22 protein-coding genes and 1 other annotated feature are annotated in these 21,935 nt (G+C 36.3%); all 22 genes read left to right on the top strand.

Annotation, left to right across the window (positions count from 1 at the left end):
• The first annotated feature begins 18 nt into the window (after positions 1 to 18).
• Positions 19 to 993, top strand: a complete 975-nt coding sequence (gene mraY / locus CQ058_RS22650; protein WP_002014738.1) for a phospho-N-acetylmuramoyl-pentapeptide-transferase — start codon at positions 19 to 21, stop codon at positions 991 to 993.
• Complete coding sequence (gene murD, locus CQ058_RS22645) at positions 994 to 2,346, top strand: UDP-N-acetylmuramoyl-L-alanine--D-glutamate ligase (RefSeq protein WP_002142942.1); 1,353 nt, start codon at positions 994 to 996, stop codon at positions 2,344 to 2,346. It abuts the gene before it with no gap.
• 89 nt (positions 2,347 to 2,435) lie between these two features.
• Positions 2,436 to 3,527, top strand: a complete 1,092-nt coding sequence (spoVE, locus tag CQ058_RS22640) for a stage V sporulation protein E (protein ID WP_002014736.1) — start codon at positions 2,436 to 2,438, stop codon at positions 3,525 to 3,527.
• A gap of 102 nt (positions 3,528 to 3,629) precedes the next feature.
• The gene (gene murG, locus CQ058_RS22635) at positions 3,630 to 4,724 is read left to right on the top strand and encodes an undecaprenyldiphospho-muramoylpentapeptide beta-N-acetylglucosaminyltransferase (protein WP_002190526.1); all 1,095 of its coding nucleotides are present in this window, start codon (positions 3,630 to 3,632) and stop codon (positions 4,722 to 4,724) included.
• A 61-nt stretch (positions 4,725 to 4,785) separates the two neighbouring features.
• Entirely contained in the window at positions 4,786 to 5,691 is a 906-nt protein-coding gene (gene murB, locus CQ058_RS22630) for a UDP-N-acetylmuramate dehydrogenase (RefSeq protein WP_002190524.1), read from the top strand.
• 98 nt (positions 5,692 to 5,789) lie between these two features.
• A complete protein-coding gene (gene divIB / locus CQ058_RS22625; RefSeq protein WP_002014733.1) occupies positions 5,790 to 6,560 on the top strand; it encodes a cell division protein DivIB in 771 nt (256 codons plus the stop codon).
• Between the two features lie 401 nt (positions 6,561 to 6,961).
• Entirely contained in the window at positions 6,962 to 8,263 is a 1,302-nt protein-coding gene (gene ftsA / locus CQ058_RS22620) for a cell division protein FtsA (protein ID WP_002014731.1), read from the top strand.
• 39 nt (positions 8,264 to 8,302) lie between these two features.
• Positions 8,303 to 9,457: a cell division protein FtsZ gene (ftsZ, locus tag CQ058_RS22615; RefSeq protein WP_002014730.1), complete on the top strand. Its 1,155-nt coding sequence runs from the start codon at positions 8,303 to 8,305 to the stop codon at positions 9,455 to 9,457.
• A gap of 453 nt (positions 9,458 to 9,910) precedes the next feature.
• A complete protein-coding gene (gene spoIIGA, locus CQ058_RS22610) occupies positions 9,911 to 10,828 on the top strand; it encodes a sigma-E processing peptidase SpoIIGA (protein WP_002165147.1) in 918 nt (305 codons plus the stop codon).
• Between the two features lie 19 nt (positions 10,829 to 10,847).
• Complete coding sequence (gene sigE, locus CQ058_RS22605) at positions 10,848 to 11,567, top strand: RNA polymerase sporulation sigma factor SigE (RefSeq protein ID WP_002128857.1); 720 nt, start codon at positions 10,848 to 10,850, stop codon at positions 11,565 to 11,567.
• Between the two features lie 157 nt (positions 11,568 to 11,724).
• A complete protein-coding gene (gene sigG / locus CQ058_RS22600; RefSeq protein WP_002014725.1) occupies positions 11,725 to 12,504 on the top strand; it encodes an RNA polymerase sporulation sigma factor SigG in 780 nt (259 codons plus the stop codon).
• Between the two features lie 293 nt (positions 12,505 to 12,797).
• Positions 12,798 to 13,076 carry a YlmC/YmxH family sporulation protein gene (locus tag CQ058_RS22595; RefSeq protein WP_012261605.1) on the top strand — a complete coding sequence of 93 codons (279 nt, stop codon included), beginning with the start codon at positions 12,798 to 12,800 and terminating at the stop codon, positions 13,074 to 13,076.
• 117 nt (positions 13,077 to 13,193) lie between these two features.
• Complete coding sequence (pgeF, locus tag CQ058_RS22590) at positions 13,194 to 14,003, top strand: peptidoglycan editing factor PgeF (protein WP_002128855.1); 810 nt, start codon at positions 13,194 to 13,196, stop codon at positions 14,001 to 14,003.
• 5 nt (positions 14,004 to 14,008) lie between these two features.
• Entirely contained in the window at positions 14,009 to 14,683 is a 675-nt protein-coding gene (locus CQ058_RS22585; RefSeq protein WP_002190520.1) for a YggS family pyridoxal phosphate-dependent enzyme, read from the top strand.
• A 19-nt stretch (positions 14,684 to 14,702) separates the two neighbouring features.
• The gene (locus tag CQ058_RS22580; protein ID WP_002014721.1) at positions 14,703 to 15,173 is read left to right on the top strand and encodes a cell division protein SepF; all 471 of its coding nucleotides are present in this window, start codon (positions 14,703 to 14,705) and stop codon (positions 15,171 to 15,173) included.
• Positions 15,174 to 15,179: 6 nt separating this feature from the next.
• On the top strand, positions 15,180 to 15,443 hold the full coding sequence (locus CQ058_RS22575; RefSeq protein ID WP_002014720.1) for a YggT family protein: 264 nt from the start codon (positions 15,180 to 15,182) through the stop codon (positions 15,441 to 15,443).
• A gap of 15 nt (positions 15,444 to 15,458) precedes the next feature.
• Positions 15,459 to 16,226 carry a YlmH family RNA-binding protein gene (locus CQ058_RS22570; protein WP_002033759.1) on the top strand — a complete coding sequence of 256 codons (768 nt, stop codon included), beginning with the start codon at positions 15,459 to 15,461 and terminating at the stop codon, positions 16,224 to 16,226.
• Positions 16,227 to 16,315: 89 nt separating this feature from the next.
• Positions 16,316 to 16,822 (top strand): septum site-determining protein DivIVA, encoded by a 507-nt coding sequence (divIVA, locus tag CQ058_RS22565; RefSeq protein WP_001131609.1) that lies wholly within the window; start codon positions 16,316 to 16,318, stop codon positions 16,820 to 16,822.
• Between the two features lie 51 nt (positions 16,823 to 16,873).
• Positions 16,874 to 17,098: a binding site (T-box leader), on the top strand.
• Positions 17,099 to 17,170: 72 nt separating this feature from the next.
• Positions 17,171 to 19,936 carry an isoleucine--tRNA ligase gene (gene ileS2, locus CQ058_RS22560; protein ID WP_002128852.1) on the top strand — a complete coding sequence of 922 codons (2,766 nt, stop codon included), beginning with the start codon at positions 17,171 to 17,173 and terminating at the stop codon, positions 19,934 to 19,936.
• A 158-nt stretch (positions 19,937 to 20,094) separates the two neighbouring features.
• Positions 20,095 to 20,424: a TraR/DksA C4-type zinc finger protein gene (locus CQ058_RS22555; RefSeq protein WP_002014715.1), complete on the top strand. Its 330-nt coding sequence runs from the start codon at positions 20,095 to 20,097 to the stop codon at positions 20,422 to 20,424.
• Between the two features lie 125 nt (positions 20,425 to 20,549).
• A complete protein-coding gene (lspA, locus tag CQ058_RS22550) occupies positions 20,550 to 21,008 on the top strand; it encodes a lipoprotein signal peptidase LspA (protein ID WP_002128849.1) in 459 nt (152 codons plus the stop codon).
• A gap of 4 nt (positions 21,009 to 21,012) precedes the next feature.
• Positions 21,013 to 21,921 carry an RluA family pseudouridine synthase gene (locus CQ058_RS22545; RefSeq protein ID WP_002128848.1) on the top strand — a complete coding sequence of 303 codons (909 nt, stop codon included), beginning with the start codon at positions 21,013 to 21,015 and terminating at the stop codon, positions 21,919 to 21,921.
• Positions 21,922 to 21,935 lie beyond the last annotated feature (14 nt).

Raw genomic sequence — 21,935 nt, 5'->3', positions numbered from 1 at the left:
ATGAGAGGAGGACTACATGTGCTTGAACAAGGTTTATTAGTAACGGCTGGGGTAGCATTCTTAATTTCTGTTGCCCTTTCGCCATTATTTATTCCATTTTTAAGAAAGTTAAAGTTCGGACAGAGTATTCGTGACGAAGGACCGAAGTCACACCAAAAGAAATCAGGGACACCAACGATGGGTGGTATTGTCATATATGTATCTATGATGGTGACTACGCTTATTATGGCGATTAAATTTAACAATTTAGGTGCAGAAGTATCATTGTTATTATTAGTTACATTTGGGTACGGATTAATCGGATTTTTAGATGACTACATAAAAGTAGTAAAGAAAAGAAATCTTGGTTTAACATCAAAACAAAAATTGATTGGTCAGCTTGTAATTGCTATTGCGTTCTTTTTAATTGGAAAAGGGCAAGCATTTCACACTTATATCATGATTCCGGGAACTGATGTTAAATTTGAATTAGGCTGGGCGTATTTTGTTCTCGTATTATTTATGCTTATTGGTGGATCAAATGCGGTTAATTTAACAGATGGTTTAGATGGTTTATTATCAGGAACAGCTGCTATTGCATTCGGAGCATTTAGTATTATTGCTGTAGCTCAAGAACAATTTGGGGTAGCGATTTTCTGTATGGCAGTTGTAGGAGCTGTACTTGGATTTTTAGTATTCAATGCGAATCCAGCGAAAGTATTTATGGGGGATACAGGTTCTCTAGCTTTAGGTGGTGCTATCGCAGCTGTAGCGATTTTGTTAAAACAAGAATTGTTACTCGTTATTATTGGCGGTGTATTCGTAGCGGAAACGTTATCTGTTATTATCCAAGTTATTTCGTTCAAAACAACAGGAAAGCGTGTCTTTAAAATGAGTCCATTACATCATCATTATGAATTATGTGGTTGGTCAGAGTGGCGCGTTGTTGTAACGTTTTGGTCTGTAGGATTTTTATTAGCTGTGCTAGGAATTTATATCGGGGTGTGGATGTAATTGAAAACTGTAACTGAATATCAAAATAAAAATGTTCTTGTATTAGGTATTGCTAAAAGTGGTTATGCAGCAGCTACTTTATTAAAAAAATTAGGGGCAAACGTCATTGTAAATGATGGGAAACCATTAGCGGGTAATGTGCTTGCAGCTGAGTTACAAGCGGAAGGAATGGATGTTGTGTGTGGTGGGCATCCATTAGAATTGCTGGAGAGAAACATTTCACTTGTCGTAAAAAATCCAGGAATTCCATATTCTAATCCACTCTTAGTGGCGGCGAAAGAAAAACAAATTCCAATTGTAACTGAGGTTGAATTAGCATATTCCATTTCAGCAGCACCGTTTGTTGGGATTACGGGATCTAACGGTAAAACAACAACGACAATGTTAACGTTTGAAATGTTAAAAGAAGGACAAAAGCACCCAGTTATTGCGGGGAATATAGGTACTGTAGCTTGTGAAGTTGCACAATTGGCGAAGGAAAATGAAGTTGTCGTTACGGAACTTTCATCGTTTCAATTGATGGGAGTGGAATCGTTCCAACCAAAAATTGCAGCCTTTTTAAATTTATTTGAAGCGCATTTAGATTATCACGGGACGAAGAAAGAGTATGGTTTGGCGAAAGCGAATATTTTCAAAAACCAAACTGAAGCAGATTATAGTATAATTAATGCAGATGATGCAGATGTCATGGCGTTATCGGCATATAGTAAAGGACAGAAAGTATTATTTTCGACGACGAAAGAAATTGAAGATGGTGCGTATATAAAAGATAACGCTCTTTATTTTAAAGGCGAAAAAGTAGTTAAAGTAAGTGATATTGTTTTACCTGGTAAGCACAATTTAGAAAATATTTTAGCAGCAATGAGTATTGCTAAATTACTAGGTGTTTCTAATGAAGCAATTACTGCTGTGTTAAAAAGTTTTACAGGTGTAAAACATCGCTTAGAATATGTAACAACGATTAATAATCGTAAATTTTATAATGATTCAAAAGCGACGAATATGCTAGCGACAGAAAAAGCATTATCTGCATTTACACAACCGATTGTATTATTGGCTGGTGGACTTGATCGTGGTAATGAATTTGATGATTTAATTCCATATTTTAAACATGTCAAAGCGATTGTGACATTTGGACAAACTGCACCAAAATTAGTAAGAGCGGCAGAAAAAGCAGGATTAGATGTAATTGAAAGTGTCGATACTTTAGATGATGCAGTAGTGAAAGCTTATGCTCATTCTACCGATGGTGATGTAATTCTTCTTTCACCAGCATGTGCAAGCTGGGATCAATTTAAAACATTTGAAGAAAGAGGAGACATTTTTATACAAGCTGTGCATAAACTTATATAAAGTAAATCAAAACATCAGTAGGCTAACACCTACTGATGTTTTGTTACATAGGGCAAAGGTTCTGCCCAAAGAGGTGGTGTTCATGGGTAATGAAGAAAACGCCTGATTTTATTCTCATCATCGTTACACTTGCGTTGTTAACAATCGGAATGATTATGGTTTATAGTGCGAGTGCGGTTTGGGCCTCTTATAAAATGGGGGATTCATTCTTTTTTGCAAAAAGACAATTGTTATTTGCAAGTCTTGGGGTAGTAGCTATGTTTTTTCTGATGAAAATTGATTATTGGGTATGGCGTACGTATTCAAAAGTAATTTTACTAGTTTGTTTCGTTCTTCTTATTCTAGTTCTTATTCCTGGAGTAGGTCTCGTTCGTGGAGGGGCGCGAAGTTGGATTGGAATCGGGGCATTTTCTATCCAACCGTCAGAGTTTATGAAATTCGCGATGATTATTTTCTTAGCAAAATTTTTAGCGGAACGACAAAAATTAATTACATCTTTTAAACGAGGTTTACTACCGGCTCTTAGTTTTGTATTTCTTGCTTTTGGGATAATTATGTTACAGCCAGATCTTGGTACGGGAACGGTAATGATTGGGACATGTATTATTATGATATTTATTTCGGGAGCAAGGGTCTTTCACTTTGCAATGTTTGGTTTGCTTGGTGCAGCGGGATTTGTAGGGTTAATTGCATCAGCGCCATATCGAATGAAACGCATCACATCATATTTAGATCCGTGGTCGGATCCGCTCGGAAGTGGATTTCAAATTATCCAATCGTTACTCGCAATTGGACCTGGTGGTTTATTTGGGCTTGGACTTGGACAAAGTAGACAAAAATTCCTTTATTTACCTGAACCACAAACAGACTTTATATTTGCAATCTTATCCGAGGAATTAGGTTTTATTGGTGGTTCATTTGTGTTATTATTATTTAGTCTATTATTATGGCGTGGGATTCGTATAGCATTAGGAGCGCCAGATTTATATGGTACGTTTTTAGCAGTAGGTATTGTGGCGATGATTGCGATTCAAGTAATGATTAATGTTGGTGTTGTAACAGGACTGATGCCTGTTACCGGTATTACTTTGCCATTTTTAAGTTATGGTGGATCAAGTTTGACCTTAATGTTAATGGCAGTAGGTGTATTATTGAATATAAGTCGCCATTCTCGCTATTAAACCCTGTTTAAAAGACAGGGTTTTTCGTGTGTGTGTGAAAATACAATATGTATATAGAAATAAATACGATTGAATAAGAACAGGGAAGTGGAGGAATCAGTAGTGCGAGTATTAGTAAGTGGTGGGGGTACTGGAGGACATATTTATCCAGCTCTTGCTTTAATTAGAGAAATAAAAAAACTAAATCCGGAAGCAAGATTTTTATACATTGGTACAGAGAATGGATTAGAGAGTACCATCGTACCGAAAGCGGGTATTCCGTTCCAATCTATTGCTATAAGTGGATTTAAACGAAAAATATCTCTTGATAATGTAAAAACCGTGATGCGTTTCCTAAAAGGTGTTCAAGATAGTAAACGATATATTCGTCGTTTTAACCCTGATATTGTGATTGGTACGGGTGGATACGTATGTGGGCCAGTTGTATATGCTGCGGCTAAATTAGGTATTCCGACTATTGTCCATGAACAAAATAGTGTACCTGGTGTAACGAATAAATTTTTAAGTCGTTATGTCGATAAAGTTGCAGTTTGTTTTGAAGCAGCTGCAGAACATTTTCCACAGTCAAAAGTGGTTATGACAGGTAATCCACGTGCATCAGAAGTAATGGACCAAAATGGAATGAAAGGAAAACGTTCGGTAGGACTATCCCTTTCTAAAAAATCCGTGCTTATTTTTGGTGGGAGCCGCGGGGCTAGACCGATTAACGATGCTTTTGTAGAAGCGATTGAACAATTTGGGAATAAAAGTTACGAAGTATTATATGTAACAGGCGAAGTACATTATGATAAAGTTATGGAAGCCGTGAAACAAAAAGGGAATCCGAATAATGTTATTATTAAACCTTTTATTCATAATATGCCAGAGGTACTGACGGGTGTAGATCTTGTTGTTTCAAGGGCAGGGGCTACAACGCTTGCAGAATTAACAGCGTTAGGAAAGCCGAGTGTATTAATTCCAAGTCCGTACGTAACAAATAACCATCAAGAAAAAAATGCACGATCAGTTGTTGATAAAGGAGCAGCTAAAATGCTACTTGAAAAAGATTTAACATCTGAAACGCTTATTCGTGACATTGATGAGATTTTATTGGATACACAAACATTACAAAATATGAAACTGGCTACTAAGCAACTTGGTATTCCAGATGCAGCAAATAAGCTATATGAAGTAATGAACAAGCTTATTAAAAAATAACATTAGGTGAACGCCCCGCATATTACTGTAATAAGGAGACTTGATATGGGGGAGATTGTCTATGGAACAATTAGTAAAAGAGCTTTTAGAAGCAAATGTTGGTCGCGTGTTAGTTAATGAACCGTTAGCGCGTTACACGACTATGAAAATAGGCGGACCAGCTGATATTTTAATTGTACCAAAGCATGTTGCTGGTATTGAGAAGACTCTAGAGTTAGTAAAGAAGTACAAGACAAGGTGGACTGCAATTGGTCGTGGTTCAAATCTTCTCGTATCTGATCAAGGTATAGAAGGTGTGGTTATTCGTTTAGGAGAAGGATTAGACCATTTAGAAGTCGAAAAACATAGAGTAAGAGTCGGTGCTGGATATCCCCTTATTAAATTGTCAACTTTACTTAGTCGACAGGGATTAGCGGGCCTGGAATTTGCAAGTGGTATTCCAGGAAGTGTTGGCGGTGCAGTGTATATGAATGCAGGCGCTCATAAGTCCGACATATCGAGTGTATTAACGAAAGCTTGTATTTTGTTTGACAATGGAACAATTAATTGGTTGACGAATACCGAAATGGGCTTTTCTTATCGCACATCTGTATTGCAAATGAAACGCCCTGGTATTGTTTTGGAAGCTGAATTCCAATTGGAGGTAGGCGAACGCGAGGGAATTGTAAGAAGCATGCAAAAGAATAAAGAGTATCGCCGTGAAACGCAGCCTTGGAATCACCCTTGTGCAGGAAGTATATTTCGAAATCCAGTCCCCTATTTTGCAGGAGATTTAATAGAAAAATCAGGGCTTCGTGGTTATACAATAGGTGGAGCTCAAATTTCTGAAATGCATGGGAATTTTATTGTTAATACTGGTGTGGCCTCAGCGCAAGATGTATTAGACTTAATCGCATTGGTAAAGCGTACAATTAAAGATAAATTTGGTGTTGATATGCATACAGAAGTAGAAATAATTGGAAGATAACGGTTGTTCGTTCCGCTCATTATCATTTATGTTATAATAAGAAGATAAGAACGGCATGAGGAACATGCCGTTCTTTATGTTACATAGGGGGATCGTACATGAAAAATAGTAAAGTGATTAAACTACAAGATCGTGTACCAAAATTAAAGAATCAAAATAAAAAAAATAAGAAACCTGTTAATCATCGGTTAATTTTATACATATCGATTTTATTTTTATTAGTACTCTTTTTAATTTATTTTCGGTCTCCGCTTAGTAATATAAAAAAGATAAGTGTCTTTGGAAATCATTATATGACAGATGAACAAGTTATGAAGGAATCAGGTGTGACATATGATACGAGTTATTTCCGAGTAACAGCACATAAAGCAGAAGAAAACTTAACGAAACGAAAAGAAATTAAAGAGGTAAATGTAAAAAAACGTTTCCCAAACAAAATTGATGTTCATATCGAAGAATATTTAACAATTGGCTATATAAACAAAGATGGGAAATTACAACCGTTATTAGAAAATGGGAAAACACTCGATGTACTTCCGAACGGAAAGCTTCCAGTTGCAGCACCAATTTTTGAACCATTTAAAGAGGAAAAAATGAAGGAATTAATTGCAGAACTAGAAAAATTAACGCCAACTATTTTAAGGTCTATTTCTGAAATTCGTTATACACCAACGAACGCAAATGAAGATCATCTTACTTTATATATGAATGAAGGATATGAAGTGAGCACCACTATTCAAAATTTCGCAAAGCGAATGGAAGCTTATCCACTTATTTTAAAAACAATTGAACCTGGTAAGAAGGTTTTAATTGACTTAGAAGTGGGTGCATATACGAAGGAACTAGGTGCTGAAGAAAAGAAAGAATAGAATGATAGTTTTTACTGCGTTATTACGTATGAAATGAAACAAACGTTCTTTTATATGGATGCTAATTTGCAAGAATGCTTAATTTGATGAAAAAAATGTAAATTTTCTTAGATTCATACTAGGATTGGTACAAGTTTCACTTTTCTACAAGTACATCTTAGTGTAGACTTATACTTGGCGGTAATCTTTACACTTGAAATATAATTATTTCAAGATAGAGCAGTTATTCACAGGTTACTGCGATATTCTTAAATGAATGTTAAATAAAAATAAGAAAAATATAGGGTTAAAAAAGGGAAACGTACAAAGACGTTGAATATTTTTCTTATAAATAGTAAAGTTGCGATTGTTGTTCCATATATTGAGTTGTATGGTATAAATAAAGAAGGAGGTGCCAAAGAATGAACAGCAATGAAATATATGTTAGTCTTGACATCGGTACATCCAATGTTAAAGTCATCATTGGTGAAATGGTTAATGATAGCTTAAACATTATTGGTGTTGGAAACGTAAAATCAAATGGTTTGAAAAAGGGATCGATAGTTGATATAGATGAAACTGTTCGATCAATTAAAAAAGCAATTGAACAAGCTGAGCGCATGGTGGGTATCCACATTGAGCAAGTTGTAGTAGGTGTCAATGCAAACCAGGTACAGTTGCTCCCGTGTCACGGAGTAGTCGCTGTTTCAAATGAAGATCGTGAAATCGGGAATGAAGATGTCTTACGCGTTCTAGATGCAGCGCAAGTTGTGTCAATTGCTCCTGAACGTGAATTTATTGATGTGGTACCTCGACAGTTCATTGTAGACGGTCTTGACGAGATTAACGATCCACGCGGGATGATCGGTGTAAGATTAGAAATGGAAGGTACACTTATTACAGGCTCGAGAACTTTACTACATAACCTACTTCGTTGTGTAGAAAAAGCAGGTCTTGAAATTGTTGATATTTGTCTGCAACCTTTAGCGGCAGCGACAGTTGCGTTATCTTCGGATGAAAGAAATAGAGGGGTAGCCCTTGTTGATATGGGCGGAGGATCTACAACCTTATCTATTTTTAAAGATGGAGAGTTGCAAGCAACGAGCGTATTGCCATTAGGTGGAGATCATATAACGAAGGATATAGCGATTGGGCTGAAAACTTCAACAGAAAATGCAGATCAAATTAAGCTGAAATATGGACATGCTTTTTATGATACAGCATCTGAAGAAGAGATGTTTACGGTTCCTATTATGGGAAGCGATCAAACAGAACAATATTCTCAGTTGGAATTATCGGATATAATAGAGGCTCGTGTAGAGGAAATTTTAATGTTTGTTCAAGATGAAGTGCATAAGTTAGGAGTAAAGCAAGCTGCTTCTGGATATGTACTAACTGGTGGGATAGCTTCTATGCCAGGTGTTCTTGATCTTGCATACGATATTTTACATGAAAATGTTCGTATAGCAACTCCTGATTATATTGGTGTTCGTGAGCCTCAATATACAAGTGGAGTTGGATTAATTAAACATTCTTATCAAAAAGCTAAATTACGTGGGAAAAATGTGCAGGAAAAGCAAGAACATTTTGAACCAGTACCAGCACCAATGCCGGTACAACAGCAACCTGCGAAACAAAAAACTCGTAATCAAAACAATACTAATCAAAATGATGACCGCATGATGTCAAAAGTAAAACGTGCATTCCGTTATTTATGGGATTAAAATTGGACACGAAAAATGAGGTTCTAGGGGGATTTCGACATGTTAGAGTTTGATACTACTCAAGATCAATTAGCGAATATAAAAGTTATCGGTGTCGGCGGTGGCGGAAACAACGCTGTAAACCGTATGATTGAACACGGTGTACAAGGTGTAGACTTTATCGCTGTGAATACTGATGCACAAGCATTAAATCTATCAAAAGCTGAAACGAAAATGCAAATTGGTGGAAAATTAACGCGTGGACTTGGTGCAGGCGCAAACCCTGAAGTAGGGAAAAAAGCTGCAGAAGAAAGTAAAGAACAGATTCAAGAAGCGCTTCGTGGCGCGGATATGGTCTTCGTAACTGCTGGTATGGGCGGCGGAACTGGAACTGGTGCAGCTCCAGTTGTTGCTCAAGTTGCAAAAGAACTAGGCGCGTTAACAGTTGGTGTTGTAACACGTCCATTTACATTTGAAGGGCGTAAACGTGCAACTCAAGCTGCATCTGGTATTGCGTCATTTAAAGAAAATGTAGATACACTTATCGTAATTCCAAATGATCGCTTATTAGAGATTGTTGATAAAAATACGCCAATGTTAGAAGCGTTCCGTGAAGCAGATAACGTATTACGTCAAGGTGTTCAAGGTATTTCTGATTTAATTGCTACACCAGGTCTAATTAACTTAGACTTTGCAGACGTAAAAACAATTATGTCTAATAGAGGTTCTGCTTTAATGGGTATCGGTTCTGGTAATGGTGAAAATCGTGCTGCTGAAGCTGCGAAAAAAGCGATTTCTAGTCCATTACTAGAAACATCTATTGATGGAGCTCAAGGTGTTATTATGAACATTACGGGCGGCGCAAACTTAAGTTTATATGAAGTACAAGAAGCAGCAGACATTGTAGCTTCAGCTTCGGATCCAGAAGTAAATATGATCTTCGGTTCTGTTATTAATGAAGGATTAAAAGATGATATCGTTGTCACTGTAATTGCAACTGGTTTTGATGATAGTGCTTCGACACAACCACCAAAACCAATTATCCGTCCGACTGCGAATCACACACAACAGCAACAACAACCAGTAGCTCAACCTTCAAAACAACGTGAAGTTAAGCGTGAAATGAAACGTGAAGAGCCGGTTGTGCATGATCGTCATACAGATTCAGATGACATCGATATTCCAGCATTCTTACGTAACCGTCGTAGACGATAAAAGAAAAGGAGCTTTCATGCTCCTTTTTTTTGTTGTCTAAATGGAAAAGATCTGCTAAGCAGATCTTTTTTTATTATTTTGCATATGGAGAGCCCAGTCCTATTTTTAAGCCATAAGCTGTGATAAATTGAAACTTTAATTAGTCGGGGGTGTTCATCCAAAAATGATTGTTAGCCCGACTCCCACTTAACTTCTGTCCTTTTTTATAGCTGAATTTTGAGGCAGGGTCTTACTGCCCGCAAATAGCAAGATAAACTTTGTATATATATAATTCAATTATTATGTATACAAGTAAAAAATTCATATTATTCTATGAAAAATACACTTTTATTTTTTACCGACAGATTATGTCTAGAAATCACAAAATAACAAAAAAATCCCTCCACCAATTGACACACTTTCCTATTGGATATGCATTATACTAGTCTCAACTTAAAAAAAGAGGTGAATTGTTTGGTTGTTTACGCCGACATTGTCTGGTTGTTAAACGCCTGCATTGATTTTCTTTTACTTTTATTAACAGCCACCGTGTTAAAAAAGAGAATCAAAAGATGGAGGCTTGTGTTAGGGGCATTTATAGGTTCAACTATTGTTATTTTCGCCTTTACGCCTTTTGCTTCTATGATGACACATCCAATTATGAAACTATTGTACTCGTTACTTATTGTGTATACAGCATTTGGGTTTTCGACATTTAGAAATTATACACAAACTGTTTTTACTTTCTATTTTGTAACCTTTATGGTTGGTGGAGGATTAATTGGAACGCATTACTTTTTGCAAACGAACGAAATGGTAAATGGATTAGTTCAATCTAAATCAGTTTCTTACGGTGATCCAATTAGTTGGGTATTTGTTATTTTTGGTTTTCCAGTAATTTATTATTTTTCTAAAAAGCGTATAGAAAGCGTAGAGGTCACAAAGATACACTATGATCAAATCGTGAAAGTGGAAATTCAATTAGCTGGAGAGGAACTAGAATTAGCAGGTCTAATTGATAGTGGGAACCAACTTTATGACCCGTTAACGAAAACACCCGTTATGATTATGCATATTTCATCATTAGAACATTGTTTGCCAGCTTGGTTAACAGAACAAATTTATTCCAAAACAGAAATTCCTCAAATACCAGAAAATGATTCTGGATGGGCGACGAAACTACGTTTAATTCCTTTCCGAGCAGTAGGAGTAGAGAATCAATTTTTATGGGCAATTAAGCCAGATTGTGTGCGAGTTTATCATGAAGGTAGTTCGGTTGTTGTAAACAAAGTACTGATTGGATTAAATACACAACAATTATCTACTAATGGAGAGTATCAATGCATTGTACATCCGAAAATGTTGATTTCGCAAAAGATGGTAATTGCTTAATTATGAGAGGCGGGATAATATGGTGAAATTTAAATTTTATTTGGTATACCTTTGGTATAAAGTATTGCTGAAATTAGGAATTAAGACCGATGAAATTTATTATATTGGTGGAAGTGAAGCGTTGCCACCGCCGTTAACGAAAGAAGAAGAGGCAGTTCTTTTGAATAAATTACCAAATGGAGATCAAGCTGCGAGGTCGATGCTTATTGAACGTAACCTAAGGCTTGTTGTATATATAGCAAGAAAATTTGAAAATACAGGGATCAATATTGAGGATTTGATTAGTATAGGAACAATTGGTCTTATTAAGGCAGTGAATACATTTAATCCAGAAAAGAAAATTAAATTAGCAACATATGCATCTCGTTGTATAGAAAATGAAATTTTAATGCATTTGCGTCGAAATAATAAAAATCGTTCGGAAGTTTCTTTTGATGAACCGCTTAACATTGATTGGGACGGAAATGAACTGTTACTATCAGATGTTTTAGGCACAGATGATGACATTATTACAAAAGATTTAGAAGCTACTGTAGATCGTCATCTTTTAATGAAAGCATTGCATCAATTAAATGACCGTGAAAAACAAATTATGGAGCTTCGGTTTGGACTCGCTGGTGGCGAAGAGAAGACACAAAAAGATGTGGCTGATATGCTTGGAATTTCACAGTCTTATATTTCTCGTTTGGAAAAAAGAATTATAAAAAGATTACGAAAAGAATTTAATAAAATGGTGTGAAGAATAAGACCAGTCGGTATCTAGACTGGTCTTATTCTTTTTTTGTGCATTAGGAAATATGATATTTGTGAAAAATGATGGAAAAACCGTATGCATAAAATCCCCTTCAAAGGAAATACTTTACACTGTACAGCAACTCCCGATAGGAGGGAACACTTTGACGAGAAACAAAGTAGAAATTTGCGGTGTTGATACAGCTAAACTTCCAGTACTAAAAAATGAAGAGATGCGTAAATTATTTCGTGAAATGCAAAGTGGAGAGATAAGCGCCAGAGAGAAATTAGTGAATGGAAACTTACGTCTTGTACTGAGCGTCATCCAAAGATTTAATAACAGAGGAGAATATGTTGATGATTTATTTCAAGTTGGTTGCATTGGACTTATGAAATCCATTGATAACTTTGATTTAGGCCAAAATGTAAAGTTTTCAACGTATGCTGTGCCGATGATTATTGGAGAAATACGCAGATATTTGCGTGATAACAATCCAATTCGTGTATCTCGCTCATTACGAGATATTGCGTATAAAGCGTTGCAAGTAAGAGAAAAATTGATTGCTGAAAATTCAAAAGAACCAACAGCAATGGATATTGCGAAAGTTCTTGAAGTGACACATGAAGAGATTGTTTTTGCACTAGATGCGATTCAAGATCCGGTTTCATTATTTGAACCGATTTATAACGATGGAGGAGATCCTATCTTTGTTATGGATCAATTAAAGGATGAAAAACAAAAGGACGAGCAGTGGGTTGAAGAACTGGCGTTGAAAGAAGGAATGAAGCGTTTAAATGATCGTGAAAAAATGATTATTCGAAAACGTTTCTTTCAAGGAAAGACACAGATGGAAGTTGCCGAAGAAATTGGGATTTCTCAAGCGCAAGTATCACGTTTGGAGAAGTCTGCTATTAAGCAAATGAATAAGACGATTCAAGGATAAGGTCCTCACCAGTTATGGTGAGGTCTTTTTTATATATAATATTTTGCGCTCATAGTAGATTGGGTAGGTTCATATAATGAAAATAAAATGGATGTTCTATTAGTAGCGGTTATATACTGTTTATCCGCTTCGAAATTAGGCTGAAGTAAAAAGTTAGATGGAAGCGGGACTGCCCGTAAAAGTCCGATTGGCATGGGTTAATAATCAGTAGGGATGGGGATAATCCCACTGATTAAGGTTTCACTTTATTTGAGAGCGTACTTACGATTCATGATATAAGGGAGAGGATGAATATGATACGGATTTCGGAGTTTCAAATGAAGGATGTTGTAAATGTTTCAGATGGAAAGAGGCTTGGGAATATTGGAGATATTGATATTGATATAGACACAGGAAAGATTAGGGCGGTTATTATTTCTAAGCAGGCACGAATGCTTGGACTCTTTGGGAAGGAAGTAGAATTTGTGATTCCTTGGGAGCAAATTATGAAAATTGGAGAAGATGTCATACTTGTAAAAGTAGATCATGTTAATTCTGTAACAGAATCAATACAAACACCGACAATTTCATAAAGAATATTACAAATTCCTCTTTTTTTTCTGTTGTCATTATGAAAAAATAAAAGTATGGTAAAATAGACAGGAAGTACCATACTTTTTTCTGTTATTTTAATTAAAAGGAGTCGCTTTATGAGAGAACCATTTAAATATGCGGACGGTATACTGTATTTACAAGCGTGGAAAGAACTTGGAAACATTACTGTTGGATTTACGACAAAAGATGGTGGAGTAAGTACAGGCTCCTTTCATGCGATGAATTTAGGATTACATGTGAATGATATCGTGGAGAATGTTCATGAAAACAGACGCATTTTAGCTAATAAGTTACAAAAACCATTAGAAAAATGGATTTGCTCTGAACAAGTTCATGACCATCATGTTGAGAAAGTAGGACTGCAAGAAAAAGGGAAAGGCGTTTATTCATATGAAGACGGTATTCCAAAAACGGATGGCATTTATACGACTAACAAAGATGTTCTCTTAACATCTTGTTACGCTGATTGTGTTCCGCTCTATTTTTATGCACCATCACATGATATGATAGGACTTGCGCATGCTGGGTGGAAAGGGACTGTAACAGAGATTGCGAAAGAAATGATTCAAAAGTGGAATGCAGAAGGTGTTTCAAGTGATGAAATTCATGTCGCAATTGGTCCTGCAATCGGATCATGTTGTTATGTTGTTGATGATCGTGTATTAACAGCAGCACAGCAAGTAGTAAACGGATCTGTTCCTCATAAAGTAATTTCTGATGGTCAGTATGCAATTAATTTAAAAGAAGTTAATCGTATATTATGTGTACAAGCAGGCATAAAAGAAGAACATATTGTAATGTCATCTCTTTGTACAAGCTGTGAAGAACAATTATTTTTCTCTCATCGTCGTGATCAAGGTAAGACGGGGAGAATGTTGAGTTTCATAGGTTTTAAGGAGGAGTGAAGTAAGTGGCAGTGCAAGGGAATTTAGCAGATGTAAACGAAGTAATTAAAGAATCTTGTGTACGAGCTGGACGTTCGATGAAAGATATTAAGCTCGTTGCAGTTACAAAAACTGTAGGGATTGAAAAAACAAGCGAAGTAATTGAAACAGGAATTATTGATTTAGGTGAAAATAGAAATGAAGGTTTCTTACAAAAATACGAGCATTTCGGTTCAAAAGTGAATTGGCATTTTATTGGATCATTGCAAACGAGAAAAGTAAAAGAAATCATTAATGAAATTGATTATTTACATTCATTAGATCGTCTTTCGCTTGCAAAAGAAATTCAAAAACGTGCTGATAAGAAAGTTAAATGCTTTATTCAAGTGAAAACATCATCTGAAGAATCAAAGCAAGGATTGGCGATAGAAGAAACAATTTCTTTTATTCAAAGTTTGCAAGAATTGGATAAGATTGAAGTGGTAGGATTAATGACAATGGCTCCGTTTACAGGAGAAGAGGAAGAGATTCGTCGCTGCTTTAAGGAATTGCGCATGCTACAAACAGAGGTGCAGGAGCTAGAATTATTACATGCACCATGTAAAGAATTATCAATGGGAATGTCAAATGATTACACGATTGCAATTGAGGAAGGCGCTACATATATTCGTTTGGGAACGGTTTTAGTAGGAAAAGCGTAGGAGGAAGGAGAAAGTTATTATGAGTTGGTCAAAAGTAAAATACTTCTTTTTTGACACACCGGAAGAAAAAGAAGCAGCTCAATATAGTTATGAAAAGGAGCAAACAGACATGAAAAAGCAACAAGATCCCCCAGAACAACAAGATGTTCCGTTTGCGAAAGTGCAACCGAAGCAAAATGTAGTGAGTATTGAAACAGCGAAGCAATCTTCAAAAGTTGTTTTACTAGAACCACGTACATATTCGGAAGCGCAAGGCATTTCGGATCACTTAAAAGGTAGACGAGCTGTTGTAATTAATTTGCAAAGAATGTCTACAGATCAAGCTGTACGTATCGTTGACTTTTTAAGTGGTACTGTATACGCTATAGGCGGGGATATTCAAAAAATAGGCCCGAAAACATTTATGTGTACACCTGAAAATGTTGATATCGTTGGTGCGATTTCAGAGTTATTCGGTGAAGAAGAAGAGACAAATATAAAGAGGTGGTAATACGCCATGACAACAGTTTTAACAGTGTTACTTACTGCTATCGAGATTTACTCGTGGGCACTAATTATTTACATTCTCCTATCATGGTTTCCTGGCGCAAAGGAATCAGCTTTTGGAGATTTTCTTGCGCGTATTTGCGAACCGTATTTAGAGCCGTTTAGGAGGTTTATTCCACCATTTGGTATGATTGATATTTCTCCACTTGTTGCTATTGTTGCCTTGAAACTTGCTAGAGGTGGTTTAGTGAGTTTATTCAACTATTTTTTATAGTGTGAGGTTAAATACATGAGCATCTATGAGCATTTTAGACCTGATGAAGAGGTCTTTGTGGATAAAGTATTAGAGTGGAAACAGGCTGCTGAGTACCATCAAGTCAAGTTAACAGATTTTCTTGATCCAAGACAGCAACAAATTGTTTCTATGGTAATAGGGCAAGGAGATGTAGCTGTACGGTTTGATGGTGCGATGCCTGAAGCCGAACGGAAAAGAGCACTAATTTATCCAGATTATCTAGAATTAAATGAAGAGGAATTTCAAGTAGAAGTATTAGAAATTGACTATCCTTCCAAGTTTTTTACGCTAGAACATAGGCAAATATTAGGTGCATTCATGTCGCTTGGTTTAACAAGGGAAAAATGTGGTGATATTTTGCTTCAAGAAGACCGTGCCCAAATTGCAGTTGCCAAAGAAGTTGTATCGTATATTGAAATGAACTTACAATCAATAGGGAAAATGAAAGTCACACTCTCTCCTATACAAGTAGAGAAAATTTTGCGTGTAGGTGAAAAATGGGGAGAAAAATCTGGGACTGTTTCGTCACTTCGTCTAGATGTTTTATTAGCTGAAATGCTACATATATCTAGGCAGAAGGTACAGCCTCTTATAAAAGGTGGCTTAGTAAAAGTCAATTGGAAAACAGTAGAGCAAACTTCGTATGAATGTTTTCCGGGGGATGTTTTCTCGGTTAGAGGGTATGGACGAAGCAAATTATTTTCTGTAGAAGGTAAAACGAAGCGCGACAAATGGAGAGTTTTGTATGGTATACTAAAATGATTGGTTTTTTAGAAGGAAATTCTCTTATTTTGTCGAAGAAAAGATATAATTGAAAGAGGAAATTTAGATAACTACTTGGAGGTGGCGTTGTGCCGTTAACACCATTAGATATTCATAACAAAGAATTTGGTCGCGGGTTTCGTGGCTACGATGAAGATCAAGTAAATGAGTTTCTTGATCAAATCATCAAAGATTATGAATTAGTCATTCGTGAGAAAAAAGCTTTAGAAGAAAAGGTTGCACAATTAGAAGGAAAGTTAGATCATTTTTCTAATATTGAAGATACGCTGAACAAATCTATCATTGTCGCACAAGAAGCTGCTGAAGAAGTGAAGCGTAATGCACAAAAAGAAGCAAAATTAATTGTACGTGAAGCAGAAAAAAATGCAGATCGTATCATTAATGAAGCGTTAGTGAAATCAAGAAAAGTTGCTTTTGATATTGAAGAGTTGAAGAAACAAGCGAAAGTATTCCGAACTCGTTTCCGTATGTTATTAGAAACACAACTTGAAATGTTAAACAACGATGATTGGGATAAACTAATTGAATTAGAAGACGAAGTGGACGAACTGTTGAAAAAAGAAGAAACAGTGTAAGCTTGACGTTTTTCTCATTATTACATATAATTTTAAACAGCATATTTATTAAGAAAAACGAAGATAGGGATAAGTACCTTTTTCATACCTTATATAGCGAACTGAGGATGGTGTAAGCTCAGGATAAGGAGATAATGGGAATATCACCCTGGAGTTCCGCGCTGAACAAATTTAGTAAGCGTAGGCGTATATTCGCGTTAAGAATATAAAGAGGACCTTATGCATTTGTATATGGTCTACTAGGGTGGTACCGCGGGAGACTTTCTCGTCCCTTTTTGGGGATGAGAGGTCTCTTTTTTATTCCCTTTTTTAAGGTCTGTCGTTTATATATTTAAGGAGGAATTGAGCATGGAGTACAAAAATACATTACTAATGCCAAAAACAGAATTCCCGATGCGTGGGAATTTACCGAAACGTGAGCCTGCAATGCAAGAAAAATGGGCTGAAATGAATATTTATGAAAAGGTACAAGAACATACGAAAGGCCGTCCTTTATTTGTACTACATGATGGACCTCCATATGCAAATGGTGACATCCATATGGGACACGCACTAAATAAAGTGTTAAAAGACTTTATTGTTCGTTTTAAATCAATGACTGGATACTGTGCACCATATGTACCAGGTTGGGATACACACGGTTTACCAATTGAGCAAGCTTTAACAAATAAAGGTGTAAAGCGTAAAGAAATGACAGTTGCTGAGTTCCGTAAGTTATGTGCAGAGTATGCATATGAGCAAGTGGAACGTCAACGTGAACAATTTAAGCGTTTAGGTGTACGTGCAGATTGGGATAATCCATATATTACTTTAGAGCCAGCTTATGAAGCACAACAAATTAAAGTGTTTGGTGACATGGCGAAAAAAGGTTATATCTATAAAGGACAAAAACCAGTTTACTGGTCTCCAACAAGTGAATCAGCTTTAGCAGAAGCTGAAATTGAATATCAAGATAAAAAATCAGCATCTATTTACGTAGCATTCCCTGTAAAAGATGGAAAGAACGTATTAGAAGGTGATGAGAAATACATTATTTGGACAACAACGCCTTGGACGTTACCTGCAAACTTAGGTATTTCTGTTCACCCAGAACTTGAATATGCTATTGTGAAAGTAAATGATGAGAAATATATCATCGCTTCTGAACTATTTGAGACAGTTGCAAAAACGTTAGAGTGGGAAAATGCTGAAGTTGTGAAAACGGTAAAAGGTAGCGAACTTGAGTATACAGTTGCAAAACATCCATTCTACGATCGTGACTCATTAGTTATGCTAGGAGAGCACGTAACAACAGATGCAGGTACAGGTTGTGTTCATACAGCACCAGGACACGGGGAAGATGACTTCGTTGTTGGTAAAAAGTATGGCTTAGAAGTACTTTGCCCAGTTGATGATAAAGGTGTATTAACAAATGAAGCACCTGGATTTGAAGGCTTATTCTATGATAAAGCTAACAAGCCAATTACGGAAAAATTAGAAGAAGTAGGCGCGTTACTGAAACTAACATTCATTACGCATTCATACCCACATGATTGGAGAACGAAAAAACCAATTATTTTCCGTGCGACAGCGCAGTGGTTTGCATCTATTGAAGCGTTCCGTAAAGAATTATTAGAAGCTGTTGCGGAAACAAAATGGGTACCAGCATGGGGAGAAACTCGTCTTCATAATATGGTTCGTGACCGTGGTGACTGGTGTATTTCTCGTCAGCGTGCATGGGGTGTGCCAATTCCTGTATTCTATGCAGAAAATGGTGATCCAATTATTACAGATGAAACAATTAATCATGTAGCAGATTTATTCCGTGAGCACGGTTCTAACGTATGGTTCGAGCGTGAAGCGAAAGATTTATTACCAGAAGGATTTACACATACAGGTAGCCCAAATGGTGAATTCCGTAAAGAAACAGACATCATGGATGTATGGTTCGATTCAGGTTCTTCTCACCAAGCGGTATTAGAAGAGCGCGAAGACTTACAACGTCCAGCTGATTTATATTTAGAAGGATCTGACCAGTATCGTGGTTGGTTTAACTCTTCATTATCAACAGCAGTTGCTGTAACTGGTAAAGCTCCATATAAAGGCGTACTAAGCCATGGTTTCGTACTAGATGGTGAAGGACGTAAAATGAGTAAGTCGATTGGAAACATCGTCGTACCGAAGAAAATTATGGATCAATTAGGCGGAGACATTTTACGCTTATGGGTATCTTCTGTTGACTATCAATCTGATGTACGTATTTCAGATGATATTTTAAAACAAGTAGCAGAAGTGTATCGTAAAATCCGTAACACATTCCGTTTCTTATTAGGAAACTTAGATGATTTTAATCCAAGTGAAAATACAGTAGCGGTAGCTGAACTTCGTGAAGTAGATCGTTACATGTTAGTGAAGTTAAATGACTTAATTACAAAAGTAAAAGATGCATATGAAACATATGACTTTGCTGCTGTATATCATGCAATTCACAACTTCTGTACAATTGATCTAAGTTCATTCTACTTAGACTTTGCAAAAGACATTTTATACATTGAAGGTGCAGATCACGCGGATCGTCGTGCAATTCAAACTGTATTATATGATGTTCTTGTTGCATTAACGAAACTTGTAACGCCAATCTTACCTCATACAGCTGATGAAGTATGGCCATATGTTCCTGGTGCAGAAGAAGAAAGCGTACAGTTAACTAATATGCCAGAAGCTACAGAAGTAGAGGGTTCAGAAGCGTTAAGAGCAAAATGGGATGCATTTATGACATTACGTGATGACGTTTTAAAAGCGTTAGAAGTAGCTCGTAATGAGAAAGTAATTGGTAAGTCATTAAATGCGAGCATTACGCTATATCCGACTGCAGAAATGAAGGCTATGTTAGAGTCTATTAGCGAAGACTTAAAGCAATTATTCATCGTCTCTGAGTATAAACTTGGTGGTACAATTGAAGAAGCGCCAACAGAAGCACCAAAGTATGAGCATACAGCTGTAGTTGTAGCACAGGCGACAGGTGAGACGTGTGAACGTTGTTGGGTTGTTTCAGAAACAATTGGTAAAGATGCAGAACATGAAACATTATGTGAGCGTTGTGCAACGGTTGTTAAAGAAAATTATGTAAAATAATGAAAAAAAGCTGACTGCTCATAATAGCAGTCAGTTTTTTGTTGATAATATATCAAAATAACTTTCACTCTCTTTCCTATGAAGGAAAAATGTGTGTGAGGTAAGCGTGGAAATTTCGGACACACTAATTGTACATTGCAGCTGGGAGGAATGTACACGTGAATGAAATTTATATGGAAATAAAAGAAGAATTACAATTGATGAGAAAAGAGTTGCAAGATAGACTGGCTAAAGAAGTAATGCACACATACTATATGGAATTTGGGCAAGAACTTGGATACGAAATAAAGGAAGAGACAAAGAAAAAATTGCTATTACATGATATAAAAGAGGATTTAAAAGATGTAGAACGTGCATTGTTTAAAATGGAAATAGATATGTACGGTATTTGTGAAGAAACTGGAAGAGCGATTTCTACAAAACAAATGAAAACAATGCCGACTGCTCGTACTATTCATGAATTTTTCTATGAAAAGGTAAATGTATGAAATACGCACAACGATATTATGTTACCTTTTTTTAATTTATTTTATTCTTCTACAAAGGTTCATTGTGAAAAGGTAGCAGCTATGCTAAAATTTTGAGGTACACTGTCTTTGTGGGGGAAATGAAAATGATATATTATGTAATAGCGTTATTTGTCATTGCCATCGATCAAATATCGAAGTGGCTAATTGTAAAGAACATGGAATTGGGTACGAGCATTCCGATTATCGATAATGTATTATACATAACATCTCATCGAAATAGAGGAGCTGCCTGGGGTATTTTAGAAAATAAAATGTGGTTTTTCTACATTATTACAGTCATTTTCGTAGCATTTATCGTATTTTATATGAAAAAATATGCGAAAACGGACAAGCTTCTAGGTATTTCATTAGGTCTAATTTTAGGCGGAGCAATTGGCAATTTTATTGATCGTGTATTTAGACAAGAAGTAGTGGATTTCATTCACGTGTATATTTTCTCGTACAACTATCCGGTATTCAATATAGCTGACTCAGCATTATGTATTGGAGTTGTATTAATTATTATTCAAACAGTATTAGAAGGAAAGAAAGCGAAGGAGTAATTGAATGAGTGAAGTAGTACAAGTAACAGTTGCAGAAGAACAAAAAAGCGAGCGAATTGATAAATTCGTTGCAGAAATAAACAGTGAATGGTCACGTTCACAAGTGCAGCAATGGATTAAAGATGCTGTTGTGACAGTAAATGGGAAATCAGTTAAAGGGAATTATAAAGTAAAAGGAAATGATGAAATTACAGTAACAATTCCCGAGCCAGAAGAGTTAGATATTCAACCGGAAGATATGAATTTAGAAGTTTATTATGAAGATGCCGATGTACTAGTTGTAAATAAGCCGCGTGGCATGGTAGTACATCCAGCACCAGGGCATACGAAGGGTACGCTTGTAAACGGACTTATGCATCATTGTACAGACCTATCAGGTATTAACGGTGTAATGCGTCCTGGTATAGTACACCGTATTGATAAGGATACATCTGGATTATTAATGGTTGCTAAAAATGATATGGCGCATGAATCACTTGTAAATCAACTTGTAGCAAAAACGGTAACAAGACGTTATAAAGCGATTGTACATGGTGTAATTCCACATGATAAAGGAATAATTGACGCTCCAATTGGTCGTGATAAAAAAGAACGTCAAAGTATGACTGTTGATGAAAATGGTAAGAATGCAGTTACACATTTCCAAGTGTTAGAGCGATTTAAGGATTTCACACTTGTAGAATGCCGCTTAGAAACGGGACGTACACACCAAATTCGTGTTCATATGAAATATATTGGTTATCCACTTGCAGGAGATCCAAAGTATGGTCCGAAGAAAACATTAGATATGAATGGACAAGCACTTCATGCAGGGATTTTAGGTTTCGATCACCCTCGTACTGGTGAATATATTGAGTTTGAGGCACCGATTCCAGAAGTGTTTGAAGAAGCGCTAAATGTTTTACGGAAATAGTATTGACAAATCAT

The sequence above is a fragment of the Bacillus sp. MYb56 genome, from assembly GCF_002976445.1.
GTDB classification, from domain to species: Bacteria; Bacillota; Bacilli; order Bacillales; family Bacillaceae_G; genus Bacillus_A; species Bacillus_A mycoides.
Note: the sequence above shows the minus strand (reverse complement) of the source record. Positions and strands in the feature narration are given on the sequence as shown.

Excerpts from the sequence above, each read along its gene's own strand:
- spoVE (WP_002014736.1), top strand. The coding sequence starts at position 2,436 with ATGAAGAAAACGCCTGATTTTATTCTCATCATCGTTACACTTGCGTTG.
- murB (WP_002190524.1), top strand. The coding sequence starts at position 4,786 with ATGGAACAATTAGTAAAAGAGCTTTTAGAAGCAAATGTTGGTCGCGTG.
- divIB (WP_002014733.1), top strand. The coding sequence starts at position 5,790 with ATGAAAAATAGTAAAGTGATTAAACTACAAGATCGTGTACCAAAATTA.
- ftsA (WP_002014731.1), top strand. The coding sequence starts at position 6,962 with ATGAACAGCAATGAAATATATGTTAGTCTTGACATCGGTACATCCAAT.
- ftsZ (WP_002014730.1), top strand. The coding sequence starts at position 8,303 with ATGTTAGAGTTTGATACTACTCAAGATCAATTAGCGAATATAAAAGTT.
- sigE (WP_002128857.1), top strand. The coding sequence starts at position 10,848 with ATGGTGAAATTTAAATTTTATTTGGTATACCTTTGGTATAAAGTATTG.
- CQ058_RS22595 (WP_012261605.1), top strand. The coding sequence starts at position 12,798 with ATGATACGGATTTCGGAGTTTCAAATGAAGGATGTTGTAAATGTTTCA.
- pgeF (WP_002128855.1), top strand. The coding sequence starts at position 13,194 with ATGAGAGAACCATTTAAATATGCGGACGGTATACTGTATTTACAAGCG.
- CQ058_RS22580 (WP_002014721.1), top strand. The coding sequence starts at position 14,703 with ATGAGTTGGTCAAAAGTAAAATACTTCTTTTTTGACACACCGGAAGAA.
- CQ058_RS22575 (WP_002014720.1), top strand. The coding sequence starts at position 15,180 with ATGACAACAGTTTTAACAGTGTTACTTACTGCTATCGAGATTTACTCG.
- CQ058_RS22570 (WP_002033759.1), top strand. The coding sequence starts at position 15,459 with ATGAGCATCTATGAGCATTTTAGACCTGATGAAGAGGTCTTTGTGGAT.
- ileS2 (WP_002128852.1), top strand. The coding sequence starts at position 17,171 with ATGGAGTACAAAAATACATTACTAATGCCAAAAACAGAATTCCCGATG.
- lspA (WP_002128849.1), top strand. The coding sequence starts at position 20,550 with ATGATATATTATGTAATAGCGTTATTTGTCATTGCCATCGATCAAATA.
- CQ058_RS22545 (WP_002128848.1), top strand. The coding sequence starts at position 21,013 with ATGAGTGAAGTAGTACAAGTAACAGTTGCAGAAGAACAAAAAAGCGAG.